At 51.0% G+C, this 18,129-nt stretch carries 17 protein-coding genes and 1 tRNA gene; 8 read left to right on the forward strand and 10 right to left on the reverse strand.

The genetic code is table 11. The features are described 5' to 3' along the window. Window positions 1–78: 78 nt before the first annotated feature. From ACTHTQ_RS05705 to ACTHTQ_RS05730, 6 genes are all read right to left on the reverse strand, one after another. Window positions 79–1,281: a beta-ketoacyl-ACP synthase gene (locus ACTHTQ_RS05705; protein ID WP_440363368.1), complete on the reverse strand. Its 1,203-nt coding sequence runs from the start codon at window positions 1,279–1,281 to the stop codon at window positions 79–81. A 3-nt stretch (window positions 1,282–1,284) separates the two neighbouring features. Next, window positions 1,285–1,803, reverse strand: a complete 519-nt coding sequence (locus tag ACTHTQ_RS05710; protein ID WP_440363369.1) for a hypothetical protein — start codon at window positions 1,801–1,803, stop codon at window positions 1,285–1,287. A 97-nt stretch (window positions 1,804–1,900) separates the two neighbouring features. After that, on the reverse strand, window positions 1,901–3,139 hold the full coding sequence (locus ACTHTQ_RS05715; RefSeq protein WP_440363370.1) for an NAD(P)/FAD-dependent oxidoreductase: 1,239 nt from the start codon (window positions 3,137–3,139) through the stop codon (window positions 1,901–1,903). A 134-nt stretch (window positions 3,140–3,273) separates the two neighbouring features. Beyond that, window positions 3,274–5,592, reverse strand: coding sequence for an MMPL family transporter (locus tag ACTHTQ_RS05720; protein ID WP_440363371.1), 2,319 nt, complete (start codon window positions 5,590–5,592; stop codon window positions 3,274–3,276). A 93-nt stretch (window positions 5,593–5,685) separates the two neighbouring features. After that, the gene (locus tag ACTHTQ_RS05725; protein WP_440363372.1) at window positions 5,686–6,303 is read right to left on the reverse strand and encodes a 4'-phosphopantetheinyl transferase family protein; all 618 of its coding nucleotides are present in this window, start codon (window positions 6,301–6,303) and stop codon (window positions 5,686–5,688) included. A gap of 52 nt (window positions 6,304–6,355) precedes the next feature. Beyond that, window positions 6,356–6,868 carry a hypothetical protein gene (locus tag ACTHTQ_RS05730; protein WP_224783511.1) on the reverse strand — a complete coding sequence of 171 codons (513 nt, stop codon included), beginning with the start codon at window positions 6,866–6,868 and terminating at the stop codon, window positions 6,356–6,358. A 199-nt stretch (window positions 6,869–7,067) separates the two neighbouring features. Between ACTHTQ_RS05730 and ACTHTQ_RS05735 the strand changes: the two genes are divergently transcribed. Together ACTHTQ_RS05735 and ACTHTQ_RS05740 are read left to right on the forward strand one after the other, a co-directional pair. Then, window positions 7,068–7,160 (forward strand) — tRNA-Ser (locus tag ACTHTQ_RS05735). An 80-nt stretch (window positions 7,161–7,240) separates the two neighbouring features. Then, on the forward strand, window positions 7,241–7,801 hold the full coding sequence (locus tag ACTHTQ_RS05740) for a pseudouridine synthase (protein ID WP_250600971.1): 561 nt from the start codon (window positions 7,241–7,243) through the stop codon (window positions 7,799–7,801). A 55-nt stretch (window positions 7,802–7,856) separates the two neighbouring features. Here ACTHTQ_RS05740 and ACTHTQ_RS05745 read toward each other — a convergent pair whose 3' ends face one another. From ACTHTQ_RS05745 to ACTHTQ_RS05760, 4 genes are all read right to left on the reverse strand, one after another. Then, the gene (locus ACTHTQ_RS05745) at window positions 7,857–8,663 is read right to left on the reverse strand and encodes a DUF4198 domain-containing protein (protein WP_440363373.1); all 807 of its coding nucleotides are present in this window, start codon (window positions 8,661–8,663) and stop codon (window positions 7,857–7,859) included. Window positions 8,664–8,813: 150 nt separating this feature from the next. Then, on the reverse strand, window positions 8,814–10,190 hold the full coding sequence (gene radA, locus ACTHTQ_RS05750; RefSeq protein WP_440363374.1) for a DNA repair protein RadA: 1,377 nt from the start codon (window positions 10,188–10,190) through the stop codon (window positions 8,814–8,816). 95 nt (window positions 10,191–10,285) lie between these two features. Next, a complete protein-coding gene (locus tag ACTHTQ_RS05755) occupies window positions 10,286–11,758 on the reverse strand; it encodes a S41 family peptidase (protein WP_308111132.1) in 1,473 nt (490 codons plus the stop codon). Window positions 11,759–11,973: 215 nt separating this feature from the next. Then, window positions 11,974–13,839 carry a murein hydrolase activator EnvC family protein gene (locus ACTHTQ_RS05760; protein WP_440363375.1) on the reverse strand — a complete coding sequence of 622 codons (1,866 nt, stop codon included), beginning with the start codon at window positions 13,837–13,839 and terminating at the stop codon, window positions 11,974–11,976. Between the two features lie 173 nt (window positions 13,840–14,012). On the opposite strand from ACTHTQ_RS05760, the gene ACTHTQ_RS05765 reads away from it, so the two are divergent. The 6 genes from ACTHTQ_RS05765 to ACTHTQ_RS05790 all read left to right on the forward strand — a co-directional run bounded on the left by ACTHTQ_RS05765 (window position 14,013) and on the right by ACTHTQ_RS05790 (window position 18,085). Then, window positions 14,013–14,558, forward strand: a complete 546-nt coding sequence (locus ACTHTQ_RS05765) for a CreA family protein (protein WP_137040985.1) — start codon at window positions 14,013–14,015, stop codon at window positions 14,556–14,558. A gap of 27 nt (window positions 14,559–14,585) precedes the next feature. Next, window positions 14,586–15,134, forward strand: coding sequence for a YqgE/AlgH family protein (locus ACTHTQ_RS05770; RefSeq protein WP_308888469.1), 549 nt, complete (start codon window positions 14,586–14,588; stop codon window positions 15,132–15,134). Continuing rightward, entirely contained in the window at window positions 15,127–15,582 is a 456-nt protein-coding gene (gene ruvX, locus ACTHTQ_RS05775; RefSeq protein WP_283121367.1) for a Holliday junction resolvase RuvX, read from the forward strand. Before ACTHTQ_RS05770 ends, ruvX begins: the two co-directional genes overlap by 8 nt. A gap of 165 nt (window positions 15,583–15,747) precedes the next feature. Beyond that, the gene (locus tag ACTHTQ_RS05780) at window positions 15,748–16,170 is read left to right on the forward strand and encodes a YidB family protein (RefSeq protein WP_283121368.1); all 423 of its coding nucleotides are present in this window, start codon (window positions 15,748–15,750) and stop codon (window positions 16,168–16,170) included. A gap of 149 nt (window positions 16,171–16,319) precedes the next feature. After that, window positions 16,320–16,868: a carboxymuconolactone decarboxylase family protein gene (locus tag ACTHTQ_RS05785; RefSeq protein ID WP_003685141.1), complete on the forward strand. Its 549-nt coding sequence runs from the start codon at window positions 16,320–16,322 to the stop codon at window positions 16,866–16,868. Window positions 16,869–16,993: 125 nt separating this feature from the next. Next, window positions 16,994–18,085: an acyl-CoA dehydrogenase family protein gene (locus ACTHTQ_RS05790; RefSeq protein WP_440363376.1), complete on the forward strand. Its 1,092-nt coding sequence runs from the start codon at window positions 16,994–16,996 to the stop codon at window positions 18,083–18,085. Window positions 18,086–18,129: the final 44 nt, after the last annotated feature.

The following is an 18,129-nucleotide window of genomic DNA, read 5'->3' on the forward strand; positions in this document are numbered from 1 at the left end:
TGTTGTTTTGATGTTATTGTTTTTTAAGTTGCGGAAAAGAAAAAGGCCGTCTGAAAAGACGACCTAAATATTAAGGACTTATCCGATAATCAAAACGGCATTGCTGCCGCCGAAGGCAAATGACGAGCTGGCGGCAATGCGTTTTTCAGACGGCCAGCGGCTGTTTTCGTCGGTCAAAGCGATGTTGGGCAGCCCGGAATCGGGTACGTTGTCCCATTGTTGCGGCGGCAGTTTGCCTTCCGGATTGTATTGGCAGTTGGCCATCAACCAGGCAAACGCGGCTTCGATCGCACCGGCTGCTCCCAAGGTATGGCCGGTGGACGGCTTGGTTGAGGTGCAAAGGGTGTGGCTGCCAAATACTTCGGCAACGGCTCGGCTTTCCATGCTGTCGTTGTGTTGCGTGCCGGTGCCGTGCAGATTGATCCAGCCGATGTCTTCCGCTTTCAAACCGGCTTTATCCAAAGCGGCCTGAAAGGATTGGGCTGCACCCAAACCATCGGGGCGGGGCGAAGACATATGGTAGGCATCGCTGCTTGCACCATAGCCGAGCAATTGCATTTCGCCGTCAAAATCGGCATCGCGCGTCATCACGAAAAATGCGGCCGCTTCGCCGATATTGATGCCGTTGCGGTTGGCGGAAAAAGGCTTGGCGATGCCGTCTGAAAGCACTTCCAAAGAGGCAAAACCATTAATCGTCAGCGGAGAAAGCGTATCTGCGCCGCCGCAAATTACGGCATCACACAATCCGGCACGAAGCAGTCGGGCTGCGCTGATGAGGGCGCGTGCGCCGGAAGTGCAGGCGGTGGAGACGGTATAGCGCAAGCCGTCCAAACCGTAAACTTGGGCGATAAATTCGGAGGGAGAAGCCATGGTGTGTTGCAGTTGTTTGAACGGAACATCCGTCCACTCACCACCTTGGACAACGTGTTGGAACAAAGGGATATTTTCGTCTGCGCCACTGGTGGACGTACCGGTAACGACAGCAACCCTTTCTTTGCCGTAACGGGCAATGGCCGTCTGAATCAGTCCGTCTATTTGCGAAAGCGTGTGCAGGATAAGCTGGTTGTTGCGGCTGCGATGTGCTTCGGGAATGCTGTCGGGCAGAGGCATCAGGGTTTCTTTGATTGCACCGAAAGCATGCGTTTTGCTTTTTACCCATTGGTCTGAAAAAGTCAGGGGCGTGTTTTCAGACGGCGTGAGTAAGGCATCGGCATGAATTTGCAAGCCGCTGCCCAATGCGCTGGTCAGTGCCGGACGGCTGAGATAAACAGGAGTATTCATGGATTAGTCTTCTGCAATCGGGCTGACCGTCCAGAAAGTTTGGTCGGGGAAGCCGATAAGGAATTGTTCGGAATGGTGGGCGACACACCACAAATCACGCTCGCGGAAGCTGAACACCGCGCCTTTGCCGTCAGGGCAGAATCCTTGATGTGTGGCATTTTGTTGGCGGGCTTCAGGGTAAAGCGTGGCGGCGTGTTCGGCGGCCAAAAGCGGCAACAGGGCGGCAAACAGTCGGCGCGAACTGGCATTGGGCATCACAAAGCCGTCGTTTTTCCAGCCTTTGGTGCTGACCGATTGACGCGATACCGGCGCACCCAGTGCATCGGTTTGGACAAAGCGGATGCCATCTGAATTAGGCTCGACTGCCAAGAGATTGGTTTGAACGGTTTGCCCCGCCGCATTGGTCTGCTCGAGTTTGAACCATTGGCCTTCTTTGGAAAGCGGCGGCAGCGTTTGCGGATGGGGGAGAGAGGTTGCGCATGCGGAAAGTAGCAGTGCAGCAAGCAAAGGGATAAATCGCATAAGGTTTTATCTATCGGTCAAAATATTTAATGGCGTGGATGAAGTTTCAGACGGCCTGTTCTGTTTTCAGTCTAGGCCGTCTGAAAGACATTCGTCCTTATTCTACCTTCAAATCGCCCACCAATGCGGCAAGTGTGGACAAGCGTTGCTCGGATTTTTCCACGAATGGATTGTCCGTATCCCAAGCGTAGCCTGCCAGAATAGATGAAATCATGCGGCTGATTTCAGGGCTGCGGTTGGGCGCATAGATGGCGTTTTGGAAGCGGAAATCGTACCAGCCGGTTACATAAGTGCGGAATGCGTTCACGCCGATCATCAGCTGGTCGGCAAATTCGGTTTGCCAATCGGCGGCTTCGCCTTTGAGCTGTTTGCCCAGTAAATCGGCAGCCAGTTTGGCAGAGTGCAGGGCAATGGTCACGCCGGAGGAGAAAACGGGGTCGAGGAATTCGGCGGCGTTGCCTAAAAGAGCGAAGTGTTTGCCGTATAAGGTTTTCACGTTGGCAGAATAGCCTTGGATAGAGCGGAACGGGAAGTCGTTTTCCCAAACGGCTTTATCCAAAATTTCCGCCAGCATCGGGCATTCGTACACAAATTTTTTCAACACGGCTTCTGATTCGCCTGCCAGTTTGTCGGGCGTGCCGACAACGCCAATGGAGCAGCGGTTGTCGCCGAAAGGAATCAGCCAAATCCAGACATCGCGATGTTCAGGATGCGTGTTGATTAGGATTTTGTTGCGGTCGAATTTCGGGCTGGTGATGTTGTCGTCGATATGCGTGAAGTGGGCTTGGCGCGGAGGCAGCTCGGACGGGCTTTCCAAGTTCAAAAGGCGGGGCAGGACACGACCGTAACCGCTGGCATCCAAAACAAATTTGGCGGTCAGTTCATAGTTTTCGCCTGTATCGGTCGCAACGCTCAAACGTGCTACATCGCCGCTGTTGTCAAACGCGGTTACACCATATCCGAAGCGGACATCGACGCCTTGTTTTGCCGCTTCATCAATCAGGATTTTGTCGAAGATGCCGCGGCGCACTTGATAAATAGTACCGGGGCCGTCTGAAAATTTTTCAGTAAAGTTGAAATCTGTGTAACGGCTGCCCCATGAAAACGCAGCACCGTCCTTAAATTGAAAGCTGGGCTCGGCATGCACTGCATCGGCAAAACCGGCTTCTTCCAACATTTCCATACAATGCGGCAACAGGCTTTCGCCGATGACAAAGCGCGGGAAATGTTGTTTTTCCAATACGCAAACTTTAAAGCCTTGTTTGTTCAGCAAAGCAGAAGCAACCGAACCTGAAGGGCCTGCGCCGATAACGGCAACGTCAAATTCTACGGACATTTGAAAATACCTTTGATTTTAATGATAAATAATGTTTAATCCGTCGCCTGAAATTTTTCAGACGGCCTTTTGCAATTTGGCGATAGAAGTTGAAACAAAATATCGCTTCAATTTCAATCGTCTTCATCTTTTGTCTAATTTTTCAACAATGTGCCTGCCAGCCAAATATTGAATGCCACGCCGATGGTAACCGTCATGCCGAACGCGGCAACAGCGGGTGTGCTGCTGATGGCGAGCAGGGCAAAGGAAATGGCTGTCGTCGCGGCGGCAAGCAGCATGCCGCCTAATTTTGCCGGGGCGCTGTGGTGTGCGGTGGCGGCATAGACGGCATAGTCCACGCCGATGGCGGACACTAAAAGCAGGCCGAACATGGCAAACAGGCTGACGGGAATGCCTGCCAAACCGAGTACGGCAACGGTGCAGATGGCCGCGGCCAGCGGCACGGCAAGTATTTTGCTGCCGCGTTTGAAACCGAACATTTTCCACAAGAGCAACCATGCCAACGCATAGGAAGCCAGTTTCAACCATGCGGCCTGATTGCGCGTGTGGTGGAAAAGTTCGTTTAAGTGGGCGCGCTTGTCTGCCCAGTGTACGCCGGAGACGTGTTGAGCTACGGCGCGTACGGCAGCTTCATCGGTCATGCCGTTCAAACGCACGACGGCAGCAAAACGGCCTGGTTCCACTTCGCCCAAATACAAGGAACGCCAAGCTTCTGCCAAATCGGTATTCAGGCCGTCTGAAAGCGACAATGGTTGCGTATCGGCAGCTTGCAGCAGGGCATCACGCACGGTTTTGCGCGGAATACCGATTTCGGTAAGCGGTTTCCAGCTATCAGGCAATTTGGTCAATTCGCGCAGGCGGTTTTGCAGTTTTTGCTGTTCCGTTGTCGGCAGGATGAATTGGTCGGGCGATTGGATGCCGGACAGTTTTCCTTGCGCGATTAAGGGCTGCAGGGCGCGGCCGAGTTCAGCGGTTTTCTTCAATAGGGCATCTTCGCTTTGTGCTTCGGCCACCAAATATTTGCCGCCAAAATCCGTGCCGCTCAACTGGCCGATTTGTTGTACTTCGGTCAACATCGCGGTCGGCATATTGACCCATTGACGGATGTCGTCACGCCAGTCGCTGCGCCACAGTCCGACTGTCAGCAAAATTCCGCCCACGATTAACCAGCCGCGTTTGTGCAGGCGGTTTTTCAGACGGCCTGACAAGGAATAGAGCTTTTCGGTTAATGCGGCAAAAGGCACGGTTTTGGCACGGTAGCGGCGAAACAGCGGCGGCAGCCATAAAACGGTGGCACCAAACGCGCCAAATAAAGCGAAGCCTGAAAATACCGCGGTTTGGCGCAATACAGGCAAAGGGGTAAACCACAGCAGTACGTAGCCCAAGACGGTAATCGTCAGGCTGACGGCAAAACTCGGCAAAACATGTTTCATTGCCGATTCAGCCTGCCAAACGGTCTTTTCAGACGGCCCGAATACTGACGGAGCAAGCCAGTGCAACGGGAAATCCACCAACATACCTACCAAGCTGGTGCCGATGACGATGGTTAGGATATGCACTTCGCCGAAGGTTAATAACGCAACCGCCAATCCGGTCAACATACCGGCTGCCAGTGGCAGGGACAGTAAAAATACTCGGCCGCTGCGGAAGACCCACAACAGCAGCGCAAAGGTCAGCCCAAGCCCGACCATACTCATCAGTCGGCTTTCTTTTTCTGCGGCTGCTTTGGATACGGCGGCGAACAATGCGCCACCTGCGCTTAAGGTTTCCGTGCCGTTTTCCGAAGCAATTTGACGGCTTTGCGCCATCAGCGGCAAGAGGGCATCGTTGCCGGAAAATTGATCGCCGCCGGCGAGCCGTCCGCGTAAAAATACCCAAGTTTTGCCTTTATCTTCGGCAAACAGCATACCGTTGTCCATGTCCCACTGCAAACGGCTTTGCGGATTGGCTTTGTCGGCAACAAAGCGTCCAAAGCCCAGCCAGTCTTGTTCTAAAGACAAAGGCGAGGGGGCGGCAAACGGATTGGCCGCGGCTTCTGCACGCGCTTGAAAATAGGCTTGCGGCTGCTCAAACAGCAGGCGTATTTCATCTTGCGGCAAAACCGCCAAGCTCAGTTTCTGCATATCTGCCCGCACTTTGTCCAAATTCGGCGTAATGCTGCTGTCGACTTGTTCAAATACGCCGCTTTTGCGCCATGCGTCGGCAATTTGTGAGGCCGTCTGAAAAGCGGTTTCGGCATCGGTACTGCCTGCAAGCAAAATGACTTGTGAATTGAGCTGCGCTTCTGCGGCTTTATCCGCGGCCGTCAGTAAGGCATCGGGTTGCTGCTCGCTTGGCAACAACGCGGTCAAATCGGTTTGGATGCGCGCTTGTGAAGCAAAGGCATAAACCAAAAACAGGGTAAGAAACAGGATAAGGGCAGTATAGAGGCGGTTTAGGAGGCGAAGATTCATCGTTCAGACGGCCTTTTGCAAATGCTGCTGTTGGGGTGTGGAATAAGTAAAAGTGCAGTAAATTAAATCAGATTATTATTATTTTGTCAGTTGTTAGATAGTTTGCCGGTCGGTTAAATCATTGGGCTTGAGCGAACCGAAAAACTGCCATTGCAGGGCGATGGCTTTTCCCTTCCAAACGCAGGCAAGTGCCATCGTATCCGCCAAAATCACGCTTGTGCCGTGCCAATCGGTTTGCTTTCCAGCGCGTAAACCGACGGGTTGCCCTGAATCGAAAACATAGCCGACCGATTTCATGTCTGACGGGAAATCCAAATTCGCCGCTTTAATCAATGCTTCCTTGAAACACCACAATCGGTAAAACGTTTCAGACGGCCAGTTTGCCGTTTCTAAATAGTTTTGTTCTTCCTGCGTACAGACCAAAGCCGATAACGCTTTGAAATCGCGCGGGCGGATAAATTCGATATCGACTCCGGCTGTTAAGGACTGAGGCGCGCACAATAAAGCGGCAAAGCTTTGGCTGTGGCTCAGCGATACAGTCGCTAAATCGGTTTGCTGTTTTAATGCGCGGCTGACTTGCCAGTCTTGACGCTGCGCCAGTTGAGGTGTGGCAGTCAAACGTTGGGAATCGGCTGCATTTAGAGACGCATGGTCGTAGCAGGCGGCAAAAGACGGATCGGCCAGCAGGCAGTGAAGGAGTGTCTTATCCATAAAATAGAAAAATGCCAAACTTCATATTGAAGTCCGGCATTTTTGACATTGCTTAGTGGAAGCTGCCTTTCAAAACCACACGGCTGTTGAATGTAGCGATGTGGCATTCGTACTCGTTACCGCCTTTGGTTACTTTGTCAAAGTAGCTAACCAGATGAACGGATTTGGCTTTTTTACGAAGTGCAGTGCTTTGGAAGCGTTTAACTGCGCTTAGGAATGCGCGTTGGCAGGTTTCATCAGGAGTTTTGCCGACTGAGTTGGAGATTTGACGGGAAGTCAAAGTCGCGCCGGACGTACTGCCGTAGTGAACGCGGATGCTAGGATCCAAAGCGGATTTGGCTTCGGCAGAGTTCAAAGCCACATCGACTTTACACATATAGATATCGTTTTGACCTTTGCCATTGACTTTATGGCCTTCACCCATGCTGCGGCAGGCAGAACCGGCTGCAGTTGTTTTTTGAGTAGAAGTTTGAGAGGAAGAAGTAGATGGTTGGGAATTGCCGGATTGTGAGCAGGCGGCAAGCATCAGGGCGGATACGGCAACCAAAGCAGAAAAACGTAACATACGAACTCCTTTGTAATAATGGGCGTAGAAAAAGTTTACAGAAAGCAGAATCATTTTAACATATATGAAAGAAGTATAAAAATAGGGTTATGCAAAAAAATATTATATTTTTATTTAAATGATTTCATGGCGTTAAGAAAGTTTGAGGCGGTAATGCTTGACGAAGGAAGGGAGAAAGCGTATATTGCGGTCTTCCTTAGGAGTAATGGCTGAGAGGCTGAAGGCACTTCCCTGCTAAGGAAGCATGTGGGGTCAACCTGCATCGAGGGTTCGAATCCCTCTTACTCCGCCAAATATGAAAGACACTGTTTATACGGTGTCTTTTTTATTATCCGGAATTTCTTGAAATCCAAGGCCGTCTGAAAGTGTGAAATGAACGATTTGATTATTCTAAACAAGCCTTATGGCGTGATTTGCCAGTTTTCTGCGCATGAAAAACATCAGTGCCTTAAGGATTTTGTCGAGAAACCGGGATTTTATCCGGCCGGACGTTTGGATACGGACAGCGAGGGTTTGCTGTTGCTGACCAATAATGGCCGTTTGCAGGCGCAGATTGCCGACCCGAAATTTAAGCAGGTTAAAACTTATTGGGCGCAGGTGGAGGGTTCTCCAGATGACGCCAAATTGGATTTATTGCGCCGTGGCGTAGATTTGGGCGATTTTGTCACCCGTCCGGCCGAGGTCAGGGTATTGGAGGAGGGCGAAGCGGATGTTTTATGGCCGCGTGTGCCGCCGATTCGCGTGCGCAAGTGCGTGCCTGATTTTTGGGTAGAAATCAAAATTTCGGAAGGGAAAAACCGCCAAGTGCGAAGAATGACGGCGAAAGCAGGCTTTCCATGTTTACGCTTGGTCCGTGTGGCAATAGGTCGTCTGAATCTGTTTGATTTGAATTTGAAATTGGGGCAATGGCAGTTTGCGCCGCATCGTCCTTAAATAGGATGAATAAAGGCCGTCTGAAATATTCAGACGGCCTTTTGTTATGGAAAAATTAATGATGTGAATGGCCGATTTGGAAGGTCATTGTGGTGTAGTTTGCCTGTTTTTGGCACACACTTTGATCAGGGAAATCGGCTTTGTGTTCTACGCTGGCCTTCCAGAAACCTTGGCGTAATGGAATGATGCTGACTTCGCCTTTGTCATCGGTGGTATCGGAGAAAGCTTGGGCTTCGGTTTTATGGGTTTTGCTGCGGTCGCTGGTGTCGAAGCCGTCAAATGTAGCGGTAACGGTGGCGTTAGGCAGCGGCTCGCCATTGAAGAGGACGCGGACTTTGAAGCGTTCGCCGACGTGGACGTTGGCAGGGTTGTCCAAAGGTACGATTTCTAAATGTTGGCCGACTTGCTTGGTGATGATGGCGGTATCTGCGCTTTCATGACCGACATTGACGATGTTTTTACCGAACATACGGGTTTGCTCGCAATAGCTTGCATCAGGCATTTCTTTGATGCTTGCCTGTTTCCAGCCTGCGTTGTTTTTTGACCAGAAAGTCGGTTGGTATTCGGCGGTTACCAAGTAGCTGCCGTCTTTAACGGGCAATTTGCTGCGGTATTGGTAATTGTATGTGCCTTTTTGAATCATGTTTTCTTTGCCTTTTTCAGTCACCAGTTGCATGGGTTTGCTGAAAATGTGCAGGCGGTCTTTGGCGATCGGCTCAAGCTCTGGGAATTCACCATAGCCCAATTCGGCTTCAAGGTATTCGCCGCCATGTGTGTGGGCGATTTCAACCCAAACGCGATGGGCGTGGGCGGCAGTGCTGAACAGGAAGGCGGATGCGATAAGCAAAGCGGTTTTTTTCAAGATTTCTCTCCGATTTTCGATGTGTAGAAAAGATAGAATAAAGCGTTCGTTATAATATAACAAAATTATTTAAATTTAAAGAGAGGCCGTCTGAAAACTTTCAGACGGCCTTTTAGATGATTGTTTTTTGAGGCGGATTATCGAAACGGTTTAGTCCCCGTCACGACAAACATCAATCGCTTCCTGCAAACTGCTGACGCCGTAGATTTTCAGGTTTGGAAACTCTTTGGCATTGCGTGGCATATTGGCTTTGGGGACGATGGCGCGTTTGAAGCCGAGTTTTTCCGCTTCTTTGAGTCGCTCTTGTCCGCGTGCAACAGGACGGACTTCGCCGCTTAAGCCGATTTCGCCGAATGCGACCATTTTTTCGGGCAGCGGGCGGTTGCGGAAGCTGGAGAGCATGGCGAGGATGACGGCGAGGTCGGCGGCGGGTTCGCCGATTTTGACGCCGCCGACGGCGTTGAGGAACACGTCTTGGTCAAAACAGGCGATGCCGCCGTGGCGGTTGAGGACGGCGATCAGCATGGCGAGGCGGTTTTGTTCGAGGCCGACGGTGAGGCGTTTGGGGGTGAAGCCGTGTGCGTCATCGACCAATGCCTGAATTTCGACCAGAAGCGGGCGGCTGCCTTCCTGCGTCACCAAAACGCACGAACCCGGGGTGTCGTCGCGGTAGCTGGCAAGGAAGATGGCGGACGGGTTGGATACGCCTTTCAAACCGTTTTCGGTCATGGCGAACACGCCCAGTTCGTTTGCTGCGCCGAAGCGGTTTTTGATGGCGCGGATCATGCGGTAGTTGGAATGTTGGTCGCCCTCGAAATACAGCACGGTATCGACCATGTGTTCCAGCACGCGCGGGCCGGCAATCGCGCCGTCTTTGGTCACGTGTCCGACCAGTATCATGGCGATGCCCATCTGTTTCGCCATACGCGTCAGTTGGGCGGCACATTCGCGCACCTGTGATACGGAGCCGGGGGCGGAAGTGATTTGGTCGGAATACATGGTTTGGATGGAGTCGATAACCACGACTTCGGGCTGATGCTGTTTCAACGCCGCTTGAATCGCTTCCATGCGGATTTCGGCCAGCAGGTTCACGCCTTCGGTGGGCAGTTCCAGACGTTGCGCGCGCAAGGCGACCTGTTGGGCGGATTCCTCGCCGGAAACGTACAGCACTTTGCGGCTTTGCGCCATTTTGGCGATGGTTTGCAACAGCAACGTAGATTTGCCGATGCCGGGGTCGCCGCCGAGCAGGATGACCGCGCCATCGACCAAGCCGCCGCCCAATACGCGGTCGAGTTCACCCATGCCCGTCGGATTGCGCGGCACTTCGGTGGCGGTAACGGCGGAGAGGGATTGGACGGTCGAGGTGTCCGCCGCCCAAGATTGGAAGCGGGCATTTTTCGGTTCGGGCGCGGCAAGGCTTTCCTGAAGCGTGTTCCACTCGCCGCAATGCGGGCATTTACCCTGCCATTTCGGGGAAGTGCCGCCGCATTCGGTGCATTGGTAGATGGTTTTGGGGGCTTTTGCCATGGTGTTTTCCCTATGGAATATTTGATGTGTGAAAAGGTCGTCTGAAAACAATCATATCGTTTTCAGACGACCTTTTTTATTGAGAAATAACAGGTTTATTTTTTGCTGTCTTTATCCGCATCTTTTTTCGGTGCAGGTTTTTTCGCTGCCAAGCCCAAAGATTTTTGCCATTCGGCTGGATTTTTCACCAAGTCCAAGGCTTTACGGAGTTGATCGTCTTTGGCCGGATTTGGAATGCGGCGGCTGGAGATGTCTTCGTCTTTATCTTTTTTGGACTTGTCTTTATCGGCTTTGGTTTCGGCGTTGGTAGGCGTTTCAGTACTGCTGTTGACGTCTTGGCCGCCCAACGGATTGCCGATATGGCCGACCAAATCGGCTTCGCGGCTTTCAAAAGCGCGGTCTTTGTCTTTGACTTCAACGTCAGGAACAATGCCTTGCGCTTGAATCGAGCGGTCGTTTGGCGTGTAGTAAAGGGCAGTGGTCAGTTTGACTGCGCTGCCGCCGGAAAGCGGAATCAGGGTTTGCACTGAGCCTTTGCCGAAACTTTGTGTGCCGACGACGACGGCGCGTTTGTGGTCTTGCAGTGCACCGGCAACGATTTCGGAAGCGGAGGCCGAGCCTGCGTTGATCAGGACGGTCATAGGAATGGTTTTCAGCTCGGCAGGCAATCCGGCCAACGGGTCTTTGCCGCTGGTAGTGATGTAGTCTTCGGCAGTTGCTTTGAGAACCATGCCTTCTTTTTTGTTGCGGCCTTTGGTGCTGACAACGGTGACGTCAGGTTGCAGGAAGGCGGCGGATACGCCGACTGCACCGTTGAGCAGGCCGCCCGGGTCGTCGCGTAAGTCGAGGATGATGCCTTTGAGCGGGCCTTTATTTTCTTTGACAAGGGCTTGTGCGGCTTCGTTGAGTGCGGCAACGGTGCGTTCTTGGAATTGGGAGACGCGGATGTAGCCGTAGTCTTTTTCAAGCAGGTGATGGCGCACGCTTTTGACTTTGATGATGGCGCGGGTCAGGTTGACGACGATGGGTTTGTCGGCATTTTTGCGTGAAAGGGTCAGGGTGATTTTGGTACCCGGTTTGCCGCGCATTTTTTTGACGGCTTCGCTGACGGTCAGGCCGCGTGTAGAGGTATTGTCGATTTTGACGATGAAGTCGCCACTTTTCACGCCGGCGCGTTCTGCCGGAGTGTCTTCAATCGGAGCAACGACTTTGACAAAGCCATCTTCTTGTCCGATTTCCATGCCCAAGCCGCCGAATTCGCCGCTGGTGGACTCTTTCATTTCGGCATAGCCTTTTTTGTCCATATACTCGGAATGCGGATCGAGGTCGGACACCATGCCTTTCATTGCACCTTCAAAGAGCTCGGCGTCTGGTTTGTCTTGGTAATAGTTGGCTTTGATTTGGCCGTACACTTCTGCCATGGTGCGGATGGTTTGCACGGGCAGGGCCTCGTTGTCTTTTTTGTCTTTTTCGGCGGCAAAACTTTGTACACTCAGACTGAGGGCGATGCCGCTAAACGCGCCGAGAGTGTAGATTGCAACTTTTTTCAAAGTGGATTTTGTTGACATTCGTTTGACTTTCTTTTTGTGTACGGTAAGCAAAGTGGTTTTTGTTTTCTCTGAACCTGTTGACTTTATTTGATTTAAACGCTTGGAACAATAAGTTTAAGGTAAAAGTTTGTTGTTTAATGTGCTGAACAGGCGTGAAAATCGTGTTTTATTGTAGTTTATGATGAAAATTCAGACGGCCTGAAGGGGAAAACTCACTCAGGCCGTCTGAAACATCAGTTAATCCATGAAAGCGGATTCATGACTTGTCCGTTGTAGCGGACTTCAAGGTAAAGGCCGGTTTCGCCCGACGGCAAAGTGCCGCTGGTGCCAATCTTGCTGCCTGCATTGACGGCGTAGTTTTGGGCAGTGTCGATTTCGTTCAGACCGGAGTAAATGCTGACATAGCCGTCGCCGTGGTCGAGGACGACCACTTTGCCGTAGCCTTCAAGTTCGCCGGCAAAAGTAACCGTGCCTGAGGCAATACTGCTGACCGGAGTAGGAACAGTATTGTAGAACACGCCTTTCCAAACTTCGCCATCGCCGCGGTCTTGACCGAACAGGCCTGCCAGTGTGCCGTTGACCGGTTTTTTCAGACGGCCTTGCATACGGCTGAAGCTGTTGGCGTTGCTGACGGTAAAGCCTTGGGTGTTCGGGGCTTGCAGTTTCATGTCTTCGTCAGTCAGCGTGGACATGGCGGCGCGTTCGGCTTCGGCTTTTTGTTGGGCGGCAGCCTGTTCTTTGCGGACTTTTTCAGCGGCGGCCAAGCGGGCTTCGGCGGCTTTTTTACGCGCTTCAGCTTCGGCTTTGCGTTGCTCGGCTTTGCGTTTTTCCAAATCTTTCAAGAGATTGTTGAGGCGTTGCTCGTTTTCTCTGTGGTTGATTTTCTTTTGCGCTTCTTTGGCCATTTGCGCGTTTTGACGGCGGCTTTCGGCTTGTTCTGCGGTATTGGTTACGCCTTGTTGGCGTAACGAAGCTTGGATATTGGCTTGCAGTTTTTTCAGGTAAGCCAATTCATTGTTGATTTTTTGCTCTTGCGCCGCCAGCTCTTTTTGTTGTTTTTCCAAGTCTCTCATGACTTGGTCGTTGGCGTTGTTGATATAACGAGTGTAACGCAGGAAGCGGGTTTTTTGGCCGGCATCGGCGTTTTTCAGGAAGAGGGCGACCGCGTTGGGCTGGCTGTTTTTATAGTTGCCGGACACAAAACGCGAAATTTGAGCGCGCGTGTTGGAAACTTCGGCTTTCAACTGGTTGGCATCGGCATTGAGTTTTTGGAATTTTTCCCATGCGTCGCGTTGTTTGCGGTTGATGCCGGAGAGGTTATTGCGTGTTTGTTGCAGCTGTTTGAGCGTGGCATTGACATGGATAATGAAACCCTCGTTGCGTTTGGCAAAGGATTTTTTAGTTTCCATATCGTTGGCGGCGGCAGTTACGGCTGCTTTGAAATCGTTGTCAGCTGAAGAAGCGGCTTTAGGCTCAACTTTAGGCTCGGCTTTTTTGTTTTGCTCTTTGGCTTTTGTGTCTTTTTTAGCGTCTTTTTTGTCTTCAACAGCTTTTTTTGCAGGCTCTTTGGCTTCTTTAGCGTCGGCCTTTTTGTCTTCGGTTACGGGTTCTTTGGTTTTTTTGCCGTCTTTTTTATCATCGGCCGCTTTTTTAGCAGGCTCTTTGGCTTTGCTGTCTTTTTTATCTTCAACAGGTTTCTTGTCTTGTTCTTTGGTTTTGCCGGATTTTGCGGCTGCGGCTTTTTTGTCTTTTGCCGTTTCTTTAGGCTCTTCGGCTTTACGGTTGGCCTTTTTATTGTCGGCCGCGGCTTCGGCGGCTTTAGCCGGTTTGTTTTTGGCTGAAGCGCGTTCGTTTTTGTCGGCGGTTTCCTTCTCTTTGGCAGCTTTGGCTCTAACCGCTTTTTTGTCTTCCTCTTTTTCTTTTACCGCTTGTTTTTTTGAGGTTTCTTTTTTGACATCTGCCTTAGCAGCTTCTTTCTCTTTTTTCACGGGCGCAGCTTTTTTGACGGCGGCCGCTTTTTCTTTCGGCGCGTCTTTGGCAGCATAGGTTGGCAGGGAGAAACTGAGCAACAGGGCGAGAATGAGGGGTTTGTAACGCATGGTTCGATCTTGCTATCAAAGTAGGAACAATAGGACGGATTATACTGTCTGTCAGGCCGTCTGAAAATAATATCGGGTTGCAATATGGACGAACGGTCTTATATAGTAACAATAGAGTAGGCGGACGGGGTTTAGTCTGCCTGGAAATTGACAGTCTGCATCGACAGGATATTATGAAAAAATATTTATTAGTAGTGTTGGGCGCCATGGTTTTGGCGGCTTGCGGTAACGATACCGATAAAATCGGACGCGCCAGTACGGTGTTTCATATGCTGGGTAAAAACGACCGTATTGAAGTGGAAGGTTTTGACGATCCTGATGTGCAGGGGGTTGCCTGTTATATTTCGTACGCGAAAAAAGGCGGTTTGAAAGAAACGGTCAATCTGGAAGAAGATGCCAGCGACGCATCGGTTTCCTGCGTGCAAAGTGCGGAAGTCATCCGTTATAACGAGTCTGCGGTTTTGAAACCGCGGCAAGTGTTCAAACGCAGCGCCAGCATAGCATTTAAGAGCCAGCAGATTATCCGCTATTACGACCCGAAACGTAAGTCTTTCGCTTATTTGGTGTACAGCGATAAAATCGTTCAAGGCTCGCCGAAAAACTCTTTGAGCGCGGTATCGTGTTTTGCCCATGCGAAAACCGATACGCCGGTACCGGCAGGCGGTGCGGTTTACGGTGCGTGCGTGGTGGACGCGCCGGTTGCCGACGGACAAAAATAATAAAATCAGCTTATAGATTAAAAGAATATGAATTTAGCCAACCATTTCCTGATTGCCATACCTCATATGGACGATCCGTTTTTTACGGATACGGTTATTTATGTGTGCGAACACGATGAAGAAGGTGCGCTGGGCATCATCATCAACAAGCCTTCGCCGATTACCATGGACATGATTTTCGCCGCCGCAGATCGCAATATCCCGTTGCGCCTGCAACATGAAAACGTGATGATGGGCGGGCCGGTTCAGATTGAGCGCGGCTATGTCGTGCATACGCCGATCGGCCGCTGGCAAAACAGCATGGTGGTAACCGATAACGTCGCGCTGACTTCTTCGCGCGATGTGATTGAAAACCTGTCTAAAGAAGGTGCGGTTGATAAGGCTTTGATCAGCATTGGTTATTCAAAATGGGGTAAAGGGCAGTTGGAACGCGAGCTGGCAGAAAATGTTTGGCTGACCGTCCCTGCGGACGAGCATATTCTGTTTGATGTGCCTTACGAACTCCGTTATGCCGCCGCTTTTGAAAAATTGGGCGTCAATCCGAATGCCTTGGTTTCAGGAGTCGGCCATGCCTGATGCACCAAAAGGCACGGTTTTGGCCTTTGACTTCGGCGAGGCGCGTATCGGCGTGGCGCAGGGCGATGCCGAGTTGGGTATGACCCATCCGCTGGCGACGATAACCGGCAACAGCAATGATGAAAAATTCGAAGCCATTGCCAAGCTGGTCAAAGAATGGCAACCCAAGTATTTTGTGGTCGGACTGCCGACGCATACCGACGGGATGGAGCATGAGCTGACCCGTTTGAGCCGTAAGTTTGGCCGCCGGTTGCACGGACGTTTTAATATGCCGGTTTATTGGGTGGATGAAAGGATGTCTTCCCTATACGCGGAAAGCCTGCTTGCTGAAGCTCAAGTATTTGGCCGAAAACAAAAATCCGTACTTGATCAAGTAGCGGCGCAGGCGATTTTGCAAGGGTTTTTTGAAGGTGGGGCTGCTGAGTATTTCAATGGCCGCGAAGAATAGCTTTATTCATTATAAAGGCCGTCTGAAACCGGGTTTCAGACGGCCTTTGTTTTGTGTTACGGCTTTGGAATAAAAGAAGTTTAGTTTGGTTAAGTCTGATTTTTTTCAGTACAAATTTTGCTACACTCCGTTTTCTTTTTTAGACACAAATACAAGGAAAAAGTCATGGCACTCATGGAGAATCTTTTGAATGCGGCTACTCAAGTGTTGGGTGGCAACAGCGAAAACGGCGCACAAGGTTCTCTGACCGATATGGCGATGGATTTGGTGAAACAGCAAGGCGGCGTGGGCAATTTGATCAACCAACTGCAACAAGGCGGTTTGGGCGATGCCCTAAGCAGCTGGGTTTCCAACCAATCCAGCAACCTGCCTGTGCCCGGTAGCGACCTGCAAAATGCTTTGGGCAGCGATACGGTAAACCAAATCGCGCAAAAATTCGGCGTGGATGCCGGTCAAGCAGGCGATTTGTTGGCAAAAGTATTGCCTGACTTGGTCGATAAAGCCACACCTAACGGTACGGCTCAAGATGCGGATGGCTTCGGCTTGGACGACATCGCTTCTATGTTGCTGAAAAACTTTATGAAATAATGAGTTGAATCATTTGATAAGGCTGTCTGAATCCGTTCAGACGGCCTTATAACTTTTGGTTCGCGGTAAATAACCAATAAGTCTTTTTCTGATGGAGGCGGATGGCTTATGATGGGCGCTTCATTTCACAAGATAAGAAGGTTATACACATGTCCCGCTTGACCATACACACAGTTGAAACCGCTCCTGAAGCTGCTAAACCACGCATTGAAGCCGTATTGAAAAACAACGGCTTTATTCCTAACCTGATTGGCGTTTTGGCCAATGCGCCTGAAGCTTTGGCGTTTTATCAAGAAGTTGGCAAGCTGAATGCGGCCAACAGCCTGACTGACGGCGAAGTTGAAGTTGTCCAAATCATTGCCGCCCGTACTAATGAATGCGGTTTCTGCGTTGCCGGCCACACCAAACTGGCTACCCTGAAAAAACTGTTGTCCGAACAATCCATCAAAGCCGCCCGCGCATTGGCTGCAGGCGAGTTTGACGATGCCAAACTGGGTGCTTTGGCGACATTCACCCAAGCCGTTATGGCGAAAAAAGGCGCGGTATCCGACGACGAGCTGAAAGCTTTCTTCGATGCAGGCTACAACCAACAGCAAGCCGTTGAAGTCGTCATGGGTGTTGCTTTGGCAACCTTGTGCAACTACGTCAACAACCTTGCCAAAACTGAAATCAACCCTGAATTGCAGGCATTTGCCTAATTTCATCAAAGGCCGTCTGAAAATTCAGACGGCCTTTTAGTAAAAAGCAAGGGATATCCTTGTTGCCAAGAATAATTCATGAGTAGAACCATCTACGCTTCAAACCTTATTCAGAGGAAAAAATCATGACACGCGAAGCTTTACTGAACAATGTTGCCGCACTCGTTAAAAGCAAGCTGAAACCATTGGTGGACGACATCGACCGCAAAGGCCTGTACCCGAAAGAATTTATGCTGGAATTGGGCAAAATCGGCGGTTTTGCCGCGACCGGTACGGTTGAAGAGGGCGGTAACGGTTTGGGTTTGGCAACGCAAATCGCCGTATTGCGCGAAATCGGTAAAGAATGCGGCGCGACTTCGTTCAGCGCATGGTGTCAGGCGGCTTGCGCGTGGTATCTGCACCAATCGCCCAATCAAGCAGTTAAAGACAAATATTTTGCCGATATTCTGCAGGGCAAAGTTTTGGCCGGTACGGGCATGTCCAATACCGTCAAACACCTTGCCGGCATTGAAAAACACAACCTGCAAGCCGAGCGCGTCGAGGGCGGCTACAAAGTCAACGGCGCTTTGCCTTGGGTATCCAATATCGGCGAAGACCATATTTGGGCGAATACCGCCCAAGTCGGCGACAGCTATGTGATGTTTATTACCGGTGGCCAATGGGAAGGCGTGACCCTGCAAGATTGCCCTGAGTTTTGCGGTTTGGAAGGCACGCGCACTTACAGCCTGAATTTTAAAGACGTGTTTATTCCCGATGAAGATGTGATTGCTACGCCTGAGCAGTTCCAGTCTTATATTCCAACCATTAAAGCCGGTTTCATCTTGCTGCAAATAGGTATCGGCGCCGGTGTGATTGACGGTGCGCTTGACATTATCCGCATAGCCAATGTAGTGAACGCGGAAGTGAACGCTTACCTCGACCACAGCTACGATGATTTGAAAGCCGCGTTGGACGGTGCATGGGCGGAAACCGAACGCCTTGCCGATAATGCATGGAACAATAAACCTGATACGCTGGCAACTTTGAAACTGCGTGAAGCCGCTGCTGTATTGGCACTGAACGCCACTCAATCTGCCGCACTGCATGCAGGCGCGAAAGGTTATCTGATGCGCAGTCCGGCGCAACGCCGCGTCCGCGAGGCCATGTTCGTCGCCATCGTAACACCGGCCATCAAACACCTGCGTAAAGAAATTGCCGCTTTGGAAGCAGCGCAATAAATCCAAAATATCAACAATAAAACACACGAAAGGCCGTCTGAAAA

Origin of the sequence: Neisseria sp. P0020.S003 (genome assembly GCF_051957095.1) — a bacterium.
GTDB classification, from domain to species: Bacteria; Pseudomonadota; Gammaproteobacteria; order Burkholderiales; family Neisseriaceae; genus Neisseria; species Neisseria subflava.